This window comes from Aminivibrio pyruvatiphilus, assembly GCF_004366815.1.
GTDB classification, from domain to species: Bacteria; Synergistota; Synergistia; order Synergistales; family Aminobacteriaceae; genus Aminivibrio; species Aminivibrio pyruvatiphilus.
The window spans coordinates 16,702-36,285 of sequence record NZ_SORI01000023.1; the positions used below are offsets into that span (position 1 = coordinate 16,702).

Genomic DNA, 19,584 nt, shown 5'->3' on the forward strand with positions numbered 1-19,584 from the left:
AGAGAACGGGAGTCTCCATCGGCGAGCTGTTCATCGCGGGCGTTATTCCGGGGATCATCATCTGCATCGTCCTCATGGCCGTGGAGTACGTCATTTCCCTGAAGCGGGGATACAAGGGTGACGAACCCGCCTCGTTCAAGACGATTTCAAGGTACTTCAGGGAAGCGGTCTTTGCCCTTTTCATGCCGGTCATCATCCTCGGGGGTATTTATGCGGGAGTATTTACACCGACCGAATCCGCCGCCGTCGCCGTAGTATACGGACTGGTTGTCGGGCTCTACATCCACAGGGAACTTTCCTGGAAGGATGTCTCTAATCTTGTCCTGAAATCGGCCAAATCGACGGCGCTCGTCATGTACCTCATGGTCACCGCCGAAGTCCTGACCTACGTCCTGGTGAGCGAGCAGATCCCCCAGACCATCGCCGCCTCCATCCTCAACATCTCCAGCAACGCCATCGTGGTGCAGCTCATCATGGTGTTCATTCTGCTGGTGGTGGGAACCTTCCTGAACAATTCGGCGGCCATGGTGCTTCTCGCCCCCATCTTCTACCCGATCATCATGAGCCTCGGGATTGATCCCCTGTTCTTCGGCATCATCATGGTGATCTCACTGGCCATAGGCCACAATACCCCTCCCGTGGGCCTGTGCCTCTTTATCGCCTGTGATATTGGCAACCTGAAGCTGGAGCATCTTGTAAAGGAAATCGCTCCGCTGGTGGCTGCCCTCATTGTAACCGTGGTGGTGCTGAACTTCTTCCCGGACGTGATTCTCTTCCTGCCGCGGATGATGCGGTAAACGAGAAAAAAAGAGCCCCGGATTCCCGCACGGAATCTGGGGCTCTTTTTTCTGCTCATGCCTGGAAAGACCGGTTATCTTCCGCCGGAAACTTCCCCAGGCTCCTGACGGCCCTTCCGATCCGCTCCATCCCCTCTATTACCAGCGACCTCGGTGCGGCGATGTTGATGCGGACGAAACCTGTTCCGCCGGTGCCGAACCAGTGCCCGCCGTCCAGGGCGACGCCCCCCTTTTCCACGAGGATGTTCTGCAGTTCCGGTCCCGCAAGGTTCAGGGAACGGCAGTCCAGGAGCGGAATGTAGGTTCCTTCCGGCCGGATGAGCCGGATTTCGGGGAGCCTTTCGGCGAGAAATTTTTCGATGAAACCGAGGTTCCCTTCGAGGTAGACGAGCAGTTCGTCCAGCCAGGCGTCTCCTTTCGTGTAGGCCGCCTCCAGGGCGAGGGTTCCGAAGACGTTCCCTCCGTCGATGTGCAGGAAGTCGATGACCGACTGGTAATTGTCCCGGAGGCGTTTTGAGGGAATGATGACCGCGGCGGTGCTGAGTCCCGCGATATTGAAGGTCTTGCTCGGCGCCACGGTGGTGACGGACAGGTCCCGTATGGCCTCTGAAACATCAGCGAGAGGGATGTGGCGGGCTCCCCCGAAGAGGATGTCGCAGTGGATTTCGTCGGAGATGACGGTCACTCCCCGGGAGGCGCATATGTGGGCGAACCTTTCCAGTTCCTCCCTGGTCCAGACTCTCCCGCAGGGATTGTGGGGCGAACACAGGAAGACGAGCTTTACGGACGAGTCTTCCAGTTTTTTCTCAAGGTCTTCGAAGTCCATTTCGAACCGGCTGCCTGTAAAAATGAGGGGGTTCTCCACCACCCGGCGTCCCCGTCCGGTGATGGTGGCAAAGAAGGGGTAATAGACGGGAGGCTGGACGAGCACGCCGTCCCCGGGCTGGGTGAAGGCGAGGATAGCTGCGGCCAGGGCAGGGACGACGCCGGGGGTATGGCGGATCCACTCGGTGTCGGGCCTCCATCCGTGCCGCCGCTCGAACCATCCGGCGATTGCTTCCCGATAGGGAGCGAAACGGCGGGTATAGCCGAAAATGCCGTGGTCGACCCGTTCCCGGAGAACCTCGATGACCTCCGGCGGGGCCTTGAAATCCATGTCGGCCACCCACATGGGGAGGAGCTCGCCGGAGCCGAAGATGGGCTCCATGCCGTCCCACTTGGCGCAGATGGTACCCCGCCGTTCAATGACGGTGTCAAAATTGTAGCGGCTCATTTTTGTCCTGTTCCTCTCTTTCGCTTAAACTGCAGATTATGCTCGGAAAATCCTTAATATAATAGCATTTGCCCTCAGCCTGGAAAGAAGTCGGAAGGTTTTCGCCCCCTTGTTTAGCCGTTCCGAAAGTGGTAGTCTTTTTAAGCTGCAAAGAGCAACACACAAGATATTGTGTGTGAAATCATTCCCATGCCCTTAATGGTGTGGAGGAGGGTACTTCATGGTTTTTTCGTACAAGGATAGGTTCCGTTCTTCCTTTCCGTCACCCCTGCCCGCAGGGGGAGAAAGCGGTCTCTCCGAGAACGCGATGTGGCTGCTGGATCAGCGGTATTTTGCACGGCGGTACGACTCCGTCTCGGGAACAATCCGGAAGGAGGCGTCCTTCGGAGAGTTCGCCCGGAGGGTGGCCAGGATCGTAGCCAGCGCAGAGACGGCCTATCTCGGCGGGAGCGCCTCTGATCTCGAATGGCTCCGCCGTCTGGAAAACAGTATCTACGATGATATTACCAACAGGCGGTTCCTCTTCAACTCCCCGTGCCTGTTTGGCGCAGGGGCCGGAATGACGGTGGACCCCGGGCTTTCCGGCAGGATTTACTGTCCCCCTGAAGAAATGACCTTCGAGGACTACGACCTTCTCCGCCGGTCCAGGACGAGGAGCCAGCAGCTCTTCGCCTGCTTCGTCATCGATGTGCCGGACAGCATCGACGGTATCTTTGACGGAGTGAAGGATGCCGCCGTGATCAGCAAATACGGCGGCGGGGTGGGAGGCAATTTCGGCCATCTCCGGGAGCGGGGCAGCGCCATTAACGGCGGCATCGGCGGCCAGGCCAGCGGCCCGGTCTCCTTCATGGAGACCTGGAACACCATGGGGGCGGTGGTCGTCCAGGGAGGGCGTCGCCGGGCAGCCCTCATGGGAATGCTCTTCGACGATCATCCCGATATTTTCGACTTCATCGACGCCAAGGTGGAAGAGGGAAAGCTGCCCTACTTCAACATCTCCGTCTGCGTCTCCGACAAGCTCATGAAGGAGGCGGAAGGGGGAGGTGACTTCAGCCTCGTGTCCCGGAGCGACGGAAAGACGGTCAGGAGGGTGAAGGCGGCGGACCTGTGGAACAAGCTCTGCGAGAGCGCCTGGAAGCGGGGCGACCCAGGCATCTTCTTCATCGACAGGGCGAACGACGACAACCTGCTGAAGCTCGGCGAGACATGGAAAATCGAGTCCACCAACCCCTGCGGCGAGCAGCCGCTGCCCAACTACACAAGCTGCAACCTCGGCTCGGTGAACGTGGAGGCTTTCGTCACAACCTCCCCCGACGGAAGAAAGTCCTTCGATTTCAGCGCCTTCGTGGACCAGGTCTTCCGGTCCATGTATTACCTCGACCTGGTGATCGACGCCTGCTCCTACCCCCTGGAGAGGATCGAGGAAAGGACGAAGAAAATACGCCCCGTGGGGCTCGGCATCATGGGGCTGGCCGATGCGGCCATCCTCCTGGGAATGCGGTACGGTTCCCCGCGGTTCAGTGAATTCTGCAAATGCCTGGGCGACTCCATGGGGAGCGCCGCCCTCTGCGCCGCCGCCGGAATCGTGTCGGATATGGGCAAGGACCCCTTCCCCGAGGCGGGACTCATAGAAGATCTTTTTTCTGAGTTCGCCAGGGAGCAGGGGGAAGAGCTCTTTCCCGAATCGTGGTATGGAAGGCTCGATCGGGAGGGATTCCGTTCCCTGCTGGAGAAGATGCGGTCTTCGGCCACCATCCCCTATACCCTCTCGAACGCCCTGGAGGGTTTTTTTACCGCCCAGGGGCTCGGGAACGAGGGAGCTCGGCTGGAACTGGCGGGAAACGTGCTTCTCGCCTTCACAAAAGGGAAGATCCGGAACAGCCGGAGGCTCTCCGTGGCACCCACGGGCTCCATTTCCATGCTCATCGACACAAGCGCCGGCATCGAGCCGAATTTTGCATGGAGCTGGACCCGGCGGATAGCCCGGGCTGACGGCGAAGGACAGGAAACGAGGGAATTCTGCCACAAGCTCCTCTCTCCGGGCCAGGTGGATGAGCTCCACGAAAAGGGGAAACCTTCCGACCCCGTATTCGTGACGGCCTACGATATCCCTCCTGACGAACACGTGGAGGTGACGGGCATTTTTGCCCGGGTGGTGGACAGCGGCATCAGCAAGACGGTGAACCTTCCCTCCGGCGCCACGGTGGACGAGGTGAAGCAGATCTACCGCAGGTGCTACGCCATGGGAGCCAAGGGCATCACCATCTACCGGGACGGATCCCGGTCGTTCCAGCCCATCGAGACGGCGAAAAAACCCGAGGAACAGGTGCCCCACACGAGCCGTGTGAAGGAACGCCCGGGCCTCGTGGTGTTCGGAAAGACCATCAAGGAGCAGACCCCCTGGGGCAGTATCTACGTGACCCTGAATTTCGACGGAACGGAGCCTTTCGAAGTCTTCGCCACCATCGGAAAGAGCGGTTCCGAACTGAAGGCCATGACGGAGGCCCTTTCGAGGGCCATCTCCATCGGTCTCCGGAGCGGAGGGAAGCTCGAGGATTTCATCGCCACCCTGAAAGGGCTCTCCGGCAAGGAATACTGGCTGTTCGAGTTCGACGACAAGCATGTCGCCCGTTCCATTCCGGACGCCATCGCCGTCCTGCTTGAAAAGCTGATAGGGAAGGACGGCGACGTGCACGGAGCCGACGGCGGCGTCGCCTGCCCTGAGTGCGGGGCCCCCATGGAAATGATCTCCGGCTGCGAATACTGCTTCAGCTGCGGCTATTCACCCTGCAAGTAGGGCGCAAAAAAGGGGGGGCGGGGAGAATTCTCCCCGCCCCCGGTCATATCTGCTTCAGCCTTCCAGATTCAGCTTCGTTCCCAGCCCGAGATCGGCAAGTTCCCTGTTTCTCGTCTCCTCGGCCCGAAGGGTTTCTTCCTCCCGCTCCTCTTCGCGCCTGCCGGAAATTTTCCGTTCATCCCGCACCGGCAGCGGGGCTTCCGTCTCCCTGCTCCGTGGAAAGAGGACCTGGTACTCCTCCCTGGTTATCTTCATCGGACTCTCTCCGCTCCTTTCTCCCTCAGGATCATCCTGTCTAAACGACCATATCGAAGAGGAACCCCAGGATTTCGTTTCTTTTGGCAATGAGCCGTACTATTTCGTCGGAAGGAATTTTCCGGATGATTTTTTCCTCGTCGTTGCTCTCCTTGACGATGACCTGCACAAGGTGGGCATCCTCCTGGATGGTGAACTGAAGGTACCGGCTGTGCATGGCAGCCTTGATCTGGAAATTGTCGAGAACACGCTCCAGGGTCCGGTCGCCCCGGAGGGCGCTCAGGCGGGCCCGGCCGTCGGAGAAGGAACTCTGTTCGGTGTATCTCCGCTCAGGATAGCGCGGGTCGAGATAGGATCTTCCCGGTCTGTCGGTCCCGATAAGCGGCAGGGCAGAAATTTCGGAAACCATGCTTTCCACCTCCGTCATCCCATTCCTGTTGAAAATATACCGTCCTGACATGAATATGTCAAACGATTCCAATTTTCCTAAATCCGCAGGCAGCGGGGAGCGTCACCGGTGCTCGCTTGGGCCGCCGGTGCAGATTGTCGTCCTTGACAACTGCACCTGAAACCGACATCCTTGTCGGTTTCTCGGCCCGGGCGCTGTGCCCGGCGACACTCCCTCTGCCAGGAGAAGCTGCGGATTTAGGATTTTGCTCCGCTCCCGGTGCCGTACTCCGTATGCGGTGATTAGTCTGAAAATTACCTGTTGACAGGAGTAGGAAATAGCGTATAATTCTTCTGTTTGTATTATGTCTCCAACTTTGACAACTGAGACTCTTATCGAGAGAGGTGGAGGGACTGGCCCGATGAAGCCCGGCAACCTGCCTGAAAAGGTATGGTGCCAATACCAGCAGCCGCAGGCTGAGTGATAAGAGAGTGCGTTTGATGACCCTTCAAAGGCCCTCTTGTGAGGGCCTTTTTTTATTTCTAAACAAGGAGGAAAAACAATTGACAAACGAGCGGTACCTTTTCTCTTCCGAGTCGGTGACCGAAGGACACCCCGACAAGGTGGCGGACCAGATTTCCGACGGAGTGCTCGACGCCATCCTGACTGACGACCCCATGGGACGGGTGGCCTGCGAAGTGCTGTGCACCACCGGAATGGTCATGGTGGCGGGAGAGATAACGACGCAGACATACGTGGACATTCCGAAGATTGCCAGGGACATCGTGAAGGATATCGGCTACACCAGGGCGAAATACGGCTTTGACGGAGACACCTGCGCGGTGATCACGGCCATTGACGAGCAGTCCGAGGACATCAGGAGGGGCGTGGACACGGCCCTCGAGATCCGGGAGCATCTTGTGTCCGAGGAAGAGATCGCCAGGATCGGTGCCGGAGACCAGGGAATGATGACCGGGTTTGCCTGCAACGAAACGGAAGAATTTCTCCCCATGCCCATTGCCCTTGCCCACCGCCTCGCCCGCAGGCTGGCGGAGGTGAGAAAGAACGGAACGATCCCCTATCTCCGCCCTGACGGCAAAACCCAGGTGACCCTGGAGTACGTGGACGGCAAGGCTGTCCATGCGGATACCATCGTCGTTTCCGCCCAGCACCATCCGGAGGCGACGAACGAGGAGATCCGGGCGGATATCATCGAGCATGTGATCAGCCCCGTCGTTCCGAAATACCTGACAAACGGCAGAACCAGGATCCTGGTGAATCCCTCCGGGCGGTTCGAAAAGGGAGGCCCCATGGCCGACACGGGACTCACGGGGAGAAAAATCATCGTGGATACCTACGGAAGCTGGGTTGCCCACGGCGGCGGCGCGTTCTCCGGCAAGGACCCTACCAAGGTGGACCGCTCGGGAGCGTACATGGCCCGTTACGTGGCCAAGAACGTGGTTGCCGCAGGGCTGGCCGACCAGTGTCTTGTCCAGGTGGCCTATGCCATCGGCGTGGCCGAGCCTGTTTCCGTCATGGTGGATACCAGGGGAACCGCGAAGGGCATCACCGACGAAGAGATCACGGTTCTGGTAAGGAAACACTTTGATTTCCGCCCCGCTGCCATCATCCGGGATCTCGAACTGAGAAAGCCCCAGTACAGGAGGCTCGCCGCCTACGGACACATGGGCCGGATCGACCTGGACCCTCTTCCCGCATGGGAAAGGACGGACAGGGCAGAGGCTCTCTCCGCAGTAAAAAAGAGCTGACGGAAACGTGACCGCGAGGGGCCCTGAGGGGCCCCTTTTTTTATGAAGAGGATCGTGTGGTATGATTGAAAAATCCGGTAACCCACCCTGGTCCGAAGGGAGCGATGCGGATGGTAGAGGGCGGAAATCTTGTAGAAATCCGCTTCAGTTCTATTGAACAGTTTGCTCCGCACAGAGAGAGGATCCTTTCCATTTTTCAGGGTCTCGGCGAACGGCAGGGAATGCTTTTTTTTGTCGCGCTCAACGAAGCGGTGAACAACGCCCTGATCCATGGGGGCCGGACGGGCCGGGAGGAAGCGGTGGAGCTTTCCGTCCGGGACGAAGGAGGCAGGATCTGCGCCGCCGTCCGGAGCTGCGGCGGCTGTTTTTCTCACGACATGAAGCCGGACACGGGGGTATTTGACGACGGCCTCCGGGAATCCGGAAGGGGAGTGCAGATCATTCTTCACATAGCAGACCATTGCAGCATCGCGGAGTCGGGGCGGCTGGTAAGGCTGTGCATGAACAAGCCCGGCGGCGTGCCGGGAGACCACGGCACATGAGGGGACGGCCATGAAAGAGTGCGGAGGTGTCCCTCTGACCCTGGAGGTTGCCGGTTTCAGGTTTGACGGCATGAACCTCCTCGATATGTTTTATGAAGCTCTCATCGTATGGGAAGCTTCCACAGGAGCCGTCCTGTACACCAATGAAGCGGCGAGGGCCCTGTACGGCTATTCCTGCGGAGAGACTTCCGACCTGGCCATGGACGAGATTTTTCCCGGCTGGGAGGGGGTTCTCCGGAAAGATTCTTTTTCTCTCCTGACGGCGACCCACAGGAAGAAAAACGGTATCTTTTTCCCTGTCCAGTTCACCTGCCGGTCCCTCTCCGGGAATGCCGGGGACGTGATGATGATGGTCGCCTCGGACGTCTCGCCGGAAACCCTTGTCCGCGACAGCGTTTCACTCGCGGCGTCGATCCAGAGGGGGTTTCTGCCGGGAGACCTGGAGGGGGACGAGCGGATCGAGGTCAGGGGTATCTACCGCCCCATGCATCTCATCAGCGGCGATATGTTCGGCTACCACTGGGACGAACGGCATGGAATCCTCAGCGGCTATCTCTTTGACGTCATGGGACACGGCGTTCCGGCCGCCCTCCAGACATCGGCCATCATGGTTCTCTTCCGACAGGCCTTCGAGGATGACGCCCGGGCCGGCACCTCGCTCGAAGAAAAACTGGCCTGGGTGAACTCCGTGGCGGAAAGCAGGATTCTCGCCGATTCTTTTGCGGCGGCTGTCTGCTTCCGGCTGAACCTTCCGGAAAAAAGGCTGGATTACTGCGCCGCAGGAATCAACGGTTTTCTGTACGGCAACGGCAGCGGACTGAAAAAAATCGCCTCTCCGGGCTCGCTGCTTGGGCTTCCGGGGACTGCCGTTTTCGGTTCCGGCAGTCTCCCTGTGGAAACGGGCGAGTACTTTCTTTTCCTGAGCGACGGTTTTCTTGACCACCAGGGCGAAGAGGAAAACAGCCCCCTTTCCTTTCCCGAGGCCTACGACCGCCTGTTCCAGGCGGGCTATACGGGGGCGGCCAGGGACGACCAGTCAGCCCTGTGCGTGCTGGTCCGCAAAGCCTAGGCCAGGTTTCTCGAGATAACGGTGCGGAGCTCTTCCGCCTCCACCGGCTTGGCGATATAGTCGTCCATTCCGGCGTCGAGGCACATTCTGCGGTCTCCCTCCATGGCGTAGGCCGTCATGGCGATGATGACGGACCGCCGGTCCCGGCCGGTCTCTTTCTTCCTGACCAGCCTGGTGCATTCGAGTCCGTCCATTTCAGGCATCTGCACATCCATGAAGACAAGGTCGAAGTGCTGCTCCTCCATGAGCTGCAGAGCCTCGGACCCGCTTTCAGCCAGGGATACCCTCCAGCCGGGACCGCCCATTTTCCTGAGAATGGTCCTGGCGAGGCTCCTGTTGAACCTGTTGTCATCCACCACAAGTATGGAAATCTCCGCAGGGAGAGGGGCCGCCGCCGCGGGAATTTCCTTGCCGGATTTTTCTTCCTTCCCCGGAAGGGCCTCTCCGGAGGGTATCTTTCCCAGGGAGGCCCGGAAATGAATGATCCTGTCGCCTGAACCCGAAAACTCTGTCCAGAGTTTCCCGCCCATGGCTTCCGCGATCCCCCGGGCGATAAGAAGCCCCATGCCCGCACCCTGGAAGGAAGCGGAAAAATCCTTCCGTTCCATGTTCGAGTAGTCCGTATCCCGCCTTTTCTCCGCCCCCGTCCCGCCGTCGGGATGGCCCGCCGTGACGTGAAGGTTCGCCGATGATTCGGTTTCTTCCTCCAGGAAGACCCGAACCCTGATCGTCCCTTTGGGAGTAAAGGCTATGGCGTTGGTCACCATGTTTCTGAGGATCTGGCTCATCCGTGCGCTGTCCCCCCGGAGGTACTCCGGGACGGCGGGGTCCACCTGCAGCTCCAGGGAAAGCCGCCGTTCCTGGATCGAAACGGCAAGAGGACGGATTGTCCTGGAACAGTTCGATCTGACGGGAAAGGGTTCGCTCTGCAGGGTGAGGCGCCCCGTCTCGATGAGGGAGAGGTCCAGGAGCTCTTCCACCAGACGGTGCAGGTCCCTCGCCGAAGTGGAGAGCATTTCGACGAATTTTTTTTGCTCCAGGTCCAGCCTGGTCCCCTGGAACAGGTTGGCCACTCCGATGATGGAGTTGAGGGGGGTGCGTATTTCATGGCTGAGGTTGGCTATGAAGGCGCTCTTGTTCCTGCTGCTGTCCTCGGCCCTGCGGAGGGCCTCTTCGAGTTCAGGGATACGCCGCTGTGGTTCGTCCGGCGCGGATCCGCCTTGTGTCTGTCCTGAAAATGGAGCCATGTCCCGACCTCCCTTCTGCAGTCTCCCGTAGCTGTCCGAATTATAGGGGCTCCGGCGGAGAAAAACAAAGGGGGAGAGGGTGTTCCCTCTCCCCCGGTTCTCAGAAAGGAGTTCTTATTCGAAGGCGTAGACTTTTCCGTCGAAGCTGCCGAAGTAGAGCACTCCGTTAACAAAGAGAGGATCCGACATGATCTCCCGGCCGGATTCGAATTTCCATGCCTCCCTGCCGGTCGCCGCGTCCAGGGCGAAGAGGGTGCCGCCGTCGCTGCCGAAAAACACCATGCCCTCGTGATAGGCAGGATTGGAGTGAATGCCCCCCGGTACGGGAAACTCCCAAAGAAGTTTCCCGGAGGCGCCTTCCAGAGCCACAAGCTTTCCGTTCACGGTTCCGAAGAAAATTCTGCCCTCCGCCACCAGGGGCCTGGTGGTGATGGATTCTCCGGTGCTGAACTTCCACTGTGGGATGACCCCCTGTATCCTGACTGCCTGCAGAGTTCCGTCCCAGCTTCCGAAGAAGACCATTCCGTCCGCTGCCGTGGGGGTGGTGATGGGGCCGCCGCTGCCGCCGCCCCATGCCTTTTTTCCGGTCCCGGCATCAAGGGCGTGGAAGAGTCCTTCGTAGGCTCCGACGAAAAGGAGATTGCCGCTGAGAACGGGGGACGATCGAAGCTCACGCCCCGTGTCGAATGTCCAGACCAGGTTTCCCGACGCCCCGTCGAGAGCGTAGACCTTGCCGTCGGCGCTGTTGAAGTAGACCCGGCCGTTTCCCGCAGCAGGGGATGACCAGATGGCGCCGGGGGTGTACTTTTCCGGGGGGCTGAAATGCCAGACCTCCCGGCCCGTTGTCGCATCGACCGCGAAGAGGGTGCCGTCGGCTCCTCCCGTAAAAAGGGTCGGGCCGAGGAGGGCTGGGGCTCCGTTGATGGTGGCGCCTGCGGTGAAGGTCCACCGGAGCTCTCCCGTGGTCCCGTCGAGAGCGAGAAGGCGTCCTTCGCTGTCGCCGATGACGATGTTGCCGTTCACTGCGACGGGAGATCCTGTGACGCTGTTCTGGGCGTCGTAACTCCACTTCTGAACGCCCCGCCAGGCCGAAGCTTCGTCCGCGGCAGGCAGGGCTATCAAAGCGACCGCAATGAGCAACAGAGGGATTATGCGATACGACTTCATTTCCATACACCTCTTTTCACTGTTTGTCTCTGTTTTACAACCCGCCTCATTATACCACTCCGGGGTGTTCCCGATAAACGGAAGCTCCCTGCGATTGTAAGGGCCGTCCCGGAGGGGTAGAATGGCCCGGACGACAAAGGAGCGTGACTTCATGGACAATCACGGCATTTCCGCGGAATGGCTCGGAAACTATATCGAAGGTTTCCGGGGGAAGGACGGAAATCTTCATCCTCTTCTCGAGGTAAAGAGGATACACAGCATGAAGGTCAGGGACAACTGCGCCCTGATTGCCGACGGCCTGGGTTGGACCGGCTTCCTCCGGGACCTGGCCCTGACGGCGGCTGTTCTCCACGATGCGGGGCGGTTTCTCCAGTTTGTCACCTACGGTACCTTCTTCGACGGTGCTTCGGTGGATCACGGAGATCTTGGGGGCAGGGTGCTTGAAGAATCTTTCCCCTGGGAACGGCTGGAGGGGGAGAGTGCGAAGGCGACGGTGCTGGAAGCGGTCAGGCTGCACAACAAAAAGTTCCTTCCTGCCGGTCTCTCCCCCGAATTCCTGCCAGTGGCCGAAATCGTAAGGGACAGCGACAAGATCGACGTTTTTCGGCTGGTCCGCCGCCACGTGGAGGAAAACAGGGTCAATGACCTCCTCCCCAGGCTGAATGTAGGCGGCGGCTATTCAGGGGAACTCGTCCGGGAGCTCGAGGAAGAGGGGCAGGGATCCTACCGGAACGTCCGTTCCCTTGCCGATTTTCTTCTCGTGCAGCTTTCGTGGGCCTTCGACCTCAACTTCGCCCCTTCTTTCCGCATCCTGGACGGGGACGGCACCTTTTCATGGATTGCCGGCAGGCTTCCCTCCCATCCCGCGGTGGATCCTTTCGTGGATTCCGTGTTCCGGCACGTGGAGGCCATGGCCTGACCATTTCCGCTGAAAGAAGAGGCGCTCCTCCCGGGAGCGCCTCCTGTGGCGATTTATGCGAACCGCTGGTTTATAACGTCGATGATGGCCTTGTCGAGGTTTCCCATCCCCTTCTCGGAAACCTGGACCATGTTCTCCACTGTCTGTTCGAGGGATTTGTCCACCAGTCCCTGGGGTTCGGGAGCATGGCCGTTCATCACGAGAAGGGCTGCGTGGTAGGCCTCCAGGGCTCCCGTGCCCACTTTGAGGGCGCAGGTGTTTTTCGCCCCGTCGCACACCATCCCGACGAGGTTCCCCAGGACGACGAGCATGGCCTGAGCAGCCTTTTCCGGATCTTTTGTCAGCAGGTAGGTTATGCCCGCCGCCGCACCGGCGCCGGCGGCCACGGTGCATCCGCAGGTGGGGGTGAGCCGCCCGGTCCGGCTTTTCACATAGCTTGTGGCGAGGTGGCTGAAGGCCACGGCCCGGGCTGTTTCCTCCCGGTTTTTTCCGAAATGCTGCGCGCAGACCGCTACGGGAAGGATGGCCGTCACTCCGTGGTTGCCGCTCCCGGCACTGCTCATGACGGCGAGGGGTGCTCCGGCCATGCGGGCGTCGGATGCGGCGGCGGCGTATGCCTTTATCCTGAGGCTGAGGTCATCGGAGTCGAAAGCAGCTCCGCTGTGTTTTTTCAGAGTTTTGCCGATGTCCAGACCCGTGGCGTGGGAGGGATCGAAACCGTACTCGGCGATGGTCATGTTCATTTCCACGCCGCTCATGACATAGTCCGTGTCTTCGCCGTCCATGGTATCCACCAGGGATACAAGTTCGGGAAAGCCCATTCGGGCTATTTCGGCGGAGAGGTCTTTTCCGGAACCGTTCCGGGAAGATGACTGGGCTTTTTCAGCGGAGAACACGGTTTTTCCGTTGAGGATCACTTCCGAAATGCCTGTATGGGAACCCTCGATGCGGCAGACGGCCACATCGTCTCCGGACCTGACGGCTGCTTCTATGAAAACTCCGTGACGATCGAGATCGGGAGTGATTTTGACTGCGTTTTTTCCGAGCATTGCCTTTGCCGATTCGATATCGTCTCCGGTGCAGTCCTTGAGGACCTCGAGGCCGTAGGAGGAGCGGCCGCAGAATGCCGAAAGCGCCGCCGCCACGTTGTTGCCCCTCAGGCCCTCCGTTCCGGGAATGCCTACGTCGACCCCGTTCTTGTAGATGCTGTCGCTTACGGTCACCGTAACGGCATCCACCGGTCCCCCGAGTTCTTCCTTTGCCCGGGCGACGGCCAGTGCCACCGCTCCGGGCTCGGTACATCCGAGCGCAGGTTTGACTTCCGTCCGAAGAAACTCCTTGATGGTGAACACGCTTTCCCCTCCAATGTGTTTCAAGAGTGATCTGTCTTTGCGTTCATGGTATACTCCGCTTTTCTTCCAGTCAATGAAGAGGAAAGGAGTCGGGATTGATGGGCCTCCTTTTCGCTTCTTCCGTATTTCTTCCTTGATTGAATGCTTGGGTGTGGGATAGAATAGCATGGTATGGCGCACCGCATGCACCGGTCCTCCGGGATTGAAATGCCGGGAGCGCCGGCAGTTCACTTTGAAGAGGAGAGAGCCTTTTGAGCCAACTTCCGGAATTGAAGATAGGGAAACACCAGCCCCTGTATCCGGTGATCCAGGGAGGAATGGGGGTAGCCATTTCCGGGCCGAACCTTGCCGGGCACGTTGCCCGGTGCGGCGGGGTAGGAACTATCGCCAGCGTCGGGCTGGCCTGTAATTCCCCTCACTACAACGGCCGGAATTATTTTGAAGCCAACCAGCTCGCAGTGAAGGAAGGAATCCAGGAGGCCCGGAAAATAGCCGGACCGAAGGGCGTTATCGCAGTCAACTGCATGGTGGCCCTCACGGATTATGACCGCCACGTGAAATCCGCCTGCGAGGGCGGTGTGGATGTGATAATTTCCGGAGCGGGTCTCCCGCTCCGTCTTCCCGAATACGCGAAGGAGTACCCGGATGTGGCCCTCGTTCCAATTGTCAGCACCGTGAAGGCTGCGAGCCTGATTTCCAGGCGGTGGGAAAAGACCTACGGCAGGCTTCCCGACGGCTTCGTCGTGGAAACGCCCAAGTATGCGGGAGGGCATCTTGGCGTGACCAAGATGGACCAGGTGGACGACGACGAGTTCTCCCTGGAGAAGGTGGTCCCGGAACTCGTGGAATTCGTGGAGAAGGAGATGGGGAAGGATGTTCCCGTTATTGCCGCCGGGGGAATCTGGGACAGAAAGGACATGGAGCGGGCATTCGGCCTGGGCGCAAAGGGAGTGCAGATGGGAACGAGATTTGCGTGCACTTTCGAGGGGGATGCCTCCGAGCGCTTCAAGCAGGCCTACATCGATGCCAGGGAAGAGGACGTGGTAATCATCCAGAGTCCTGCGGGACTCCCCGGACGGGCCCTGCGGTCGCCTTTCATCGACCAGTATCTCAAGGGACACGTGGAGAGCAAGCCCTGCATAGCCAACTGCCTCACCCATTGCCGCTACAAGACTGAACGGGAGACTTTCTGCATCGCCCAGGCCCTCATCGACGCCTACAGGGGCAACTGGGAGGAAGGCCTGTTCTTCTGCGGCTCCAACGTCACAAAGGTAGAGAAAATGGAGCACGTGGAGGACATAATGAAGGAGCTGTTCCCGGAGTAGGACGGCAGGAAGAAAATAACTGACGGACAGGGCGGGAGATTTCTCCCGCCTTCGCTCTATATAAGGATGAGAGAATTCTGCAAAGGAGGTCATACATGTGAAGACCGGCCGATACGGAAAACCGCCCCGATCAGGAAAATTCCTGATCATCGTTCTTGTTCTGCTTTGTGCCGTCCTGGCCCCGGCGAATTTTCTTTCAGCCTCGGAGACGGCTTCTCCGGAGGTTCACCAGTCCCCGGCCCCCGGCAACGGGGCGAAGGAGGAATGGAAGCCGCCGTCGACCCCTGAAGGCATTGCCCAGCGGATCGAGGATATCCAGAAGGAGATGGACCTCTACCTCAAGCAGAGAGAAGAAATCCAGACCGACGACGGCGTGGAATCGGAAGCCCTGCGGAGACTCACCGTGGCCCTCGGGGCGGTTCAGAACGTGTATTCCAGGTACAACTCCGCCCTCGAAAACCTGGGCCGGGCACGGGATGAAGCAGCCGAGGCCTCTCTAAACGAAGGAAAGTCACTCATCAAGGAAAGCCCCCCCTATAACCTTTCCTTCTACGAAAATGTACGCAACCAGTTTGAAGGGGTGGACCAGAGGCTGAAATCGGTCCTCTCTTCCGTCCGCCTCGCTGAAGGTTCCCTCGAAAGTCTCCGACGCCAGGTCGCCCAGCTTGAGGGGCGGGTCGCCGAGCTCCGGCAGGAGGGCCATACTCCGGAAGGAAAGACCATAACGAAAGAACTGCAGCTTCGGGAGGCAGAGGCCGACCTGGAGACGGCGAGGGTCACCATTTTTCTCCAGAACACCAACCTGGAAGCCTACAGGGTCAGACGCACCTTCCTCGAGGCCCAGAAAAAAATACTGGAAAACGACCTTGCAGGGGTCAAGGAGAACCTCCACTTTGACGAAGCGGACCGGAACAGCCGGATGGAAGCGATCGCCCAGCAGATCACGAAAACCCGGGAGGGTATTGCGGCACTCCAGGCGGAAAGAGAAAAGCTCCGCAGCGCACTTACCAGGGCCCAGGGAGAACTGAGTTCAGCCCGTAACGACCAGCAGCGTCTTGTGGCCAGGGCCGGAGTTTCCGAGAGGGAGGCATGGCTGAGGCACAACCAGGCGGGGCTGGAGCAGGCTGAACAGGAACTCACCGTGCTTGACGAAAACAGGAAGATCTGGGAGGTGCGGTACGGCCTTATACAGGGCACGGTAAAGACCCAGGAGATCTGGGACTACCGCAGCAGCGTGAGCAGCAGGATCAAGGACCTGGAGAACATGTTCCAGGTTCAGCAGCGGACCCTGGCCTCCCTTCAGGCCGATATACTGGCCGCCCAGAAGGAACTCGAGGAGGCGAAGGCCAACAACGCCGTTGCCGCCCGTATGCAGAAGCGCATTGAGGCGCTGGACAAGACCGTCCAGACCACCAATGCCACCGTGGCCCTGCTGCTGGGGCTCTTCAACAACTACAACCGGTTCCACGAGGAACTGACCAACCAGATCGACGCGGTGCGCATCGCCGAGCAGGTCACCCGTTTCGGCAGGGACCGCTTCCTGGCCTTCTGGAACATTTCCCTCTGGTCCGGTGAAGGTTTTGATGTCACCATAGCGAAACTCGTCCTCGCCATCGTCCTCTTCGGTGCGGCTTTCTTCCTGAGCGGCAGGCTCACCGCCTTTCTCGGAAGGACGCTGCTGAAACGATTCGGCCTCGACGCGTCAGCCCGGACGGCCACCCAGCAGATCCTCTTTTATGTCTTCATGGCCTCCTTCATCCTGTCGGCCCTTGACCTGGTCGGCATTCCCCTCACGGCGTTCGCCTTCCTTGGCGGCGCCCTGGCCATCGGCATCGGTTTCGGCGCCCAGAACTTCTTCAACAACCTCATCAGCGGATTCATCCTGATGTTTTCAAAGCCCATCAGGCCGGACGACACCATCGAGATAGACGGCCTGTTCGCCACCGTTGAAGAGATCGGGTCCCGGTCCACCCGGGTGAAGACCTTCGACAACATCGATGTTCTCATGCCCAACAGCTATTTCCTGAACAACAAGATCATCAACTGGACCCTGACGGACCAGAAGATCCGGCTTCGGATCAACGTGGGAGTGGCCTACGGCTCGGACGTGAGGGAAGTGGAGAAGCTGCTGCTGAAGGCGGCGGACGACCACTCCAGGGTGCTCGGCAAGCCGGAACCCTACGTGGTTTTCCGGGAGTTCGGTCCCAATGCTCTGGAGTTCAGCCTCTTCTTCTGGGTGGACATGACCAACGCTTCCACGGTGAAGGTGGCCAGCGACCTCCGGTTCCGCCTCGTCGCCCTCTTCGAGGACAAGAATATCACCGTGGCCTTGCCCCAGATGGATGTTCACCTGAACGCCACGGAACCCATTGAAGTGTTCATGAGGCGTCCGGCCAGGGAAGCATCGCCGCAGCAGCAGGAGGAAAACTAGCGTGCTCTCTCTCAACGGCGAACATCTTTACAGGCTTCTTCTCGATCTTGTCTCCGTTCCGAGCGTTTCCTTCTCCCGGGAAGAAAACCGCGCGGCGGAGCTCATATACGGAAAACTGGCTGAACTGGACTATTTCCGGCGGAATCCGTCCTACCTCCGGTATCTCCCTGCCGAGGGGGATCCCCTGGGCAGAAGCGCCGTTGCCGCCCTGGTGAAGGTCTCTCCTGAAATGAAGCGAACGGTTATTCTCACGGGCCATTTCGACGTGGTGGATGCCGGGGCCTACGGGCCGCTGAAGCACCTGGCCTTTTCGCCTGAAGAGCTGACGAAGCGGGTAGGTGAACTGGATATTCCCCAGGAAGCCCGGGCTGACCTGGCGAGCGGGGAATACCTCTTCGGCCGGGGAGTTTCCGACATGAAGTCCGGCCTCGCCCTCGAGATGGGGCTCCTGGCGGACGTTTCCCGAACCTGCGACTTTCCCGCGAACCTTCTCTTCCTCGGGGTTCCCGACGAGGAGAATACCTCCGCGGGAATGAGGGGGGCGGTCCCCTGGCTTGTGAAGCTAAGGGAAGAGTGGGGGATAGAGTACTCCGCCGCCCTCAACGGAGAGCCTTCCGTAGGGGGGCGGGAAATTCCCGCAGGCGCTGTGTACGTGGGCACCATCGGCAAGATCATGCCCTTCTTTCTCTGCGTGGGCAAGGAGGCTCACGTGGGTGATTATTTCGACGGAGTGAGCGCCTCTCTCCTGGCGGCCAATCTCTCTCTCGTTCTCGAAGGGGCAGCCTCCACCTCGGAGGAGCGGGAAGGAAGAAGTTTCCCCCCCATGGCATGCCTCCGGTTCAGGGACCTGGTAAAGAATTACTCGGTGACCCTCCCTGAGCGGGCTGTGGCCTATTACAACCTCCTCACCGTGGAAAAAACTCCCGCCGGAGTGCTCGAGGAGATGAAGGCGGCGGCCCGGGAGGCCCTGAAGAGGACCCTGGGGAGAATCAGCGAGCAGAACGGCCTGATCAGGAGCAGGGGCGGAATCGCCCCGCGGGCGAAGAGCTTTACTCCCCGGGTTATGGACTTCGGTGAACTGCTCGCCGGGGCAAAGAAAAAAACACCGGGTTTCGACGGGCTTCTGGACGAATTTCTCCGTTCCCTCCCCCCCTCCCTGGATGAACGGGAGCGGGGAGTGGAAACAGCCTCCTATCTGCTCGACCTTGCGGGAGAAAAAGGTCCCCTTGTCGTGACGGGATTCCTTCCGCCCTATTACCCCCCGAGGCTGAACAACGGGAAAACCGCCGGGGAACGGGCCGTCCTCAGGGCAGTCTGCCGTCTCAGGGAGGACGGAAAGGAGGACGGACTCGACATTTCCACGGTGGATGTCTTCCACGGCATCATGGATCTCAGTTATTTCGGCTTCCAGGGGAACCCGGATGATCTCGACGCCCTGGGGGAGAATATGCCCCTCTGGGGGAGGGAATACCGCTTCCCCCTGGAAGACCTCAAGCAGCTCGACGTCCCCGTGGCGAACTTCGGCCCAGTAGGCAAGGATGACCACAAGAACGGCGAGAGGATTCACCTTCCCTATTTCCTCAGCACCCTGCCCCGCCTGTTCAGAAACTTCGCCTTCTACGTTGCCGAGGAGGCGGGAAGGGAAGAACCCTCAACGTAGGACGCACGGGGCGCCGGTCTTGCCGGTGCCCCGCTTTTTTCCGGGAAAGGGGGATGCGGCAGAAAAAAGGAAACAGTTTGTGACTGGATCGTGGTCGTAGTAAAATAAAGAGCGTTCAGGCAGTGAAATTCACTCAGGAGGTGGTAGATTTTGAAAAAGAACTGGTTGATAGGTCTGGCTGTACTCGTCGTTATTGTCGGATATTTTGTGATGCAGCAGAAACCGGCGCCCGAAGCGCCCAAGGAGACCCCGAAGCAGGAAGCGCCCGCGCCAAAGCCAGCCGAGGCCCCGAAGGCCGAGGAAAAACCTGCTGAAGCTCCCAAGCCGGCCGAGGCGCCGAAGGCTGAGGAAAAGCCTGCCGAGACCCCGAAGCCCGCTGAAGAACCGAAACCTGCCGAACCTCCGAAACCTGAGGAGAAACCTGCCGAACCCGCAAAGACTGAAGAAGTGAAGGCCGGACCCCAGCCCGTAAAGATCGGGTACCTTGCGGCGCTCACGGGCGACTGGGCCGCCTACGGCCAGACGGAAGAGAAGACCGCCCGCCTTGCGGTGGAGCAGATCAATGCCAAGGGCGGCGTGCTGGGCCGTCCCAT

Annotated in this window: 16 protein-coding genes and 1 riboswitch; of the genes, 10 read left to right on the forward strand and 6 right to left on the reverse strand. The window is 59.5% G+C overall.

Annotated features, from left to right (window positions below; translation table 11 throughout):
• The first annotated feature begins 17 nt into the window (after window positions 1-17).
• Window positions 18-797, forward strand: a complete 780-nt coding sequence (locus C8D99_RS13030; protein WP_133958944.1) for a TRAP transporter large permease — start codon at window positions 18-20, stop codon at window positions 795-797.
• Window positions 798-852: 55 nt separating this feature from the next.
• Here the strand turns inward: C8D99_RS13030 and C8D99_RS13035 are convergent, their stop codons facing one another.
• Complete coding sequence (locus tag C8D99_RS13035; RefSeq protein ID WP_133958945.1) at window positions 853-2,070, reverse strand: MalY/PatB family protein; 1,218 nt, start codon at window positions 2,068-2,070, stop codon at window positions 853-855.
• Window positions 2,071-2,290: 220 nt separating this feature from the next.
• On the opposite strand from C8D99_RS13035, the gene C8D99_RS13040 reads away from it, so the two are divergent.
• Window positions 2,291-4,867, forward strand: coding sequence for an adenosylcobalamin-dependent ribonucleoside-diphosphate reductase (locus C8D99_RS13040; RefSeq protein ID WP_133958946.1), 2,577 nt, complete (start codon window positions 2,291-2,293; stop codon window positions 4,865-4,867).
• A gap of 54 nt (window positions 4,868-4,921) precedes the next feature.
• Here C8D99_RS13040 and C8D99_RS13045 read toward each other — a convergent pair whose 3' ends face one another.
• On the reverse strand, window positions 4,922-5,122 hold the full coding sequence (locus tag C8D99_RS13045; protein ID WP_133958947.1) for a hypothetical protein: 201 nt from the start codon (window positions 5,120-5,122) through the stop codon (window positions 4,922-4,924).
• Between the two features lie 40 nt (window positions 5,123-5,162).
• Window positions 5,163-5,531, reverse strand: a complete 369-nt coding sequence (locus C8D99_RS13050) for a flagellar protein FlaG (RefSeq protein WP_166670185.1) — start codon at window positions 5,529-5,531, stop codon at window positions 5,163-5,165.
• A gap of 368 nt (window positions 5,532-5,899) precedes the next feature.
• Window positions 5,900-6,000, forward strand: a riboswitch (SAM riboswitch).
• Between the two features lie 73 nt (window positions 6,001-6,073).
• Between C8D99_RS13050 and metK the strand changes: the two genes are divergently transcribed.
• The 3 genes from metK (at window position 6,074) to C8D99_RS13065 (ending at window position 8,890) form a co-directional block, all read left to right on the forward strand.
• The gene (gene metK / locus C8D99_RS13055; RefSeq protein ID WP_133958949.1) at window positions 6,074-7,279 is read left to right on the forward strand and encodes a methionine adenosyltransferase; all 1,206 of its coding nucleotides are present in this window, start codon (window positions 6,074-6,076) and stop codon (window positions 7,277-7,279) included.
• 221 nt (window positions 7,280-7,500) lie between these two features.
• Window positions 7,501-7,821, forward strand: a complete 321-nt coding sequence (locus C8D99_RS13060; protein ID WP_166670186.1) for an ATP-binding protein — start codon at window positions 7,501-7,503, stop codon at window positions 7,819-7,821.
• Window positions 7,822-7,831: 10 nt separating this feature from the next.
• A complete protein-coding gene (locus tag C8D99_RS13065) occupies window positions 7,832-8,890 on the forward strand; it encodes a SpoIIE family protein phosphatase (protein WP_133958951.1) in 1,059 nt (352 codons plus the stop codon).
• On the opposite strand, the gene C8D99_RS13070 is transcribed toward C8D99_RS13065, so the two are convergent.
• Window positions 8,887-10,137, reverse strand: coding sequence for a response regulator (locus C8D99_RS13070; RefSeq protein WP_133958952.1), 1,251 nt, complete (start codon window positions 10,135-10,137; stop codon window positions 8,887-8,889). The two genes, C8D99_RS13065 and C8D99_RS13070, sit on opposite strands and share 4 nt — an antisense overlap.
• 114 nt (window positions 10,138-10,251) lie before the next feature.
• Window positions 10,252-11,304, reverse strand: coding sequence for an outer membrane protein assembly factor BamB family protein (locus C8D99_RS13075; RefSeq protein WP_166670187.1), 1,053 nt, complete (start codon window positions 11,302-11,304; stop codon window positions 10,252-10,254).
• 121 nt (window positions 11,305-11,425) lie between these two features.
• On the opposite strand from C8D99_RS13075, the gene C8D99_RS13080 reads away from it, so the two are divergent.
• Window positions 11,426-12,223 carry an HD domain-containing protein gene (locus tag C8D99_RS13080; protein WP_133958954.1) on the forward strand — a complete coding sequence of 266 codons (798 nt, stop codon included), beginning with the start codon at window positions 11,426-11,428 and terminating at the stop codon, window positions 12,221-12,223.
• A 53-nt stretch (window positions 12,224-12,276) separates the two neighbouring features.
• Here the strand turns inward: C8D99_RS13080 and C8D99_RS13085 are convergent, their stop codons facing one another.
• Entirely contained in the window at window positions 12,277-13,575 is a 1,299-nt protein-coding gene (locus C8D99_RS13085) for an L-cysteine desulfidase family protein (RefSeq protein WP_133958955.1), read from the reverse strand.
• 251 nt (window positions 13,576-13,826) lie between these two features.
• Here C8D99_RS13085 and C8D99_RS13090 point away from each other — a divergent pair, with 251 nt between their 5' ends.
• The 4 genes from C8D99_RS13090 to C8D99_RS15605 all read left to right on the forward strand — a co-directional run.
• Complete coding sequence (locus tag C8D99_RS13090) at window positions 13,827-14,900, forward strand: NAD(P)H-dependent flavin oxidoreductase (protein ID WP_133958956.1); 1,074 nt, start codon at window positions 13,827-13,829, stop codon at window positions 14,898-14,900.
• Window positions 14,901-14,997: 97 nt separating this feature from the next.
• Window positions 14,998-17,331 (forward strand): mechanosensitive ion channel domain-containing protein, encoded by a 2,334-nt coding sequence (locus C8D99_RS13095; protein ID WP_133958957.1) that lies wholly within the window; start codon window positions 14,998-15,000, stop codon window positions 17,329-17,331.
• A gap of 1 nt (window position 17,332) precedes the next feature.
• A complete protein-coding gene (locus C8D99_RS13100) occupies window positions 17,333-18,991 on the forward strand; it encodes a M20/M25/M40 family metallo-hydrolase (protein ID WP_133958958.1) in 1,659 nt (552 codons plus the stop codon).
• A gap of 150 nt (window positions 18,992-19,141) precedes the next feature.
• On the forward strand, window positions 19,142-19,584 hold a 443-nt coding region (locus C8D99_RS15605; protein WP_243833940.1), incomplete at its 3' end, for an ABC transporter substrate-binding protein.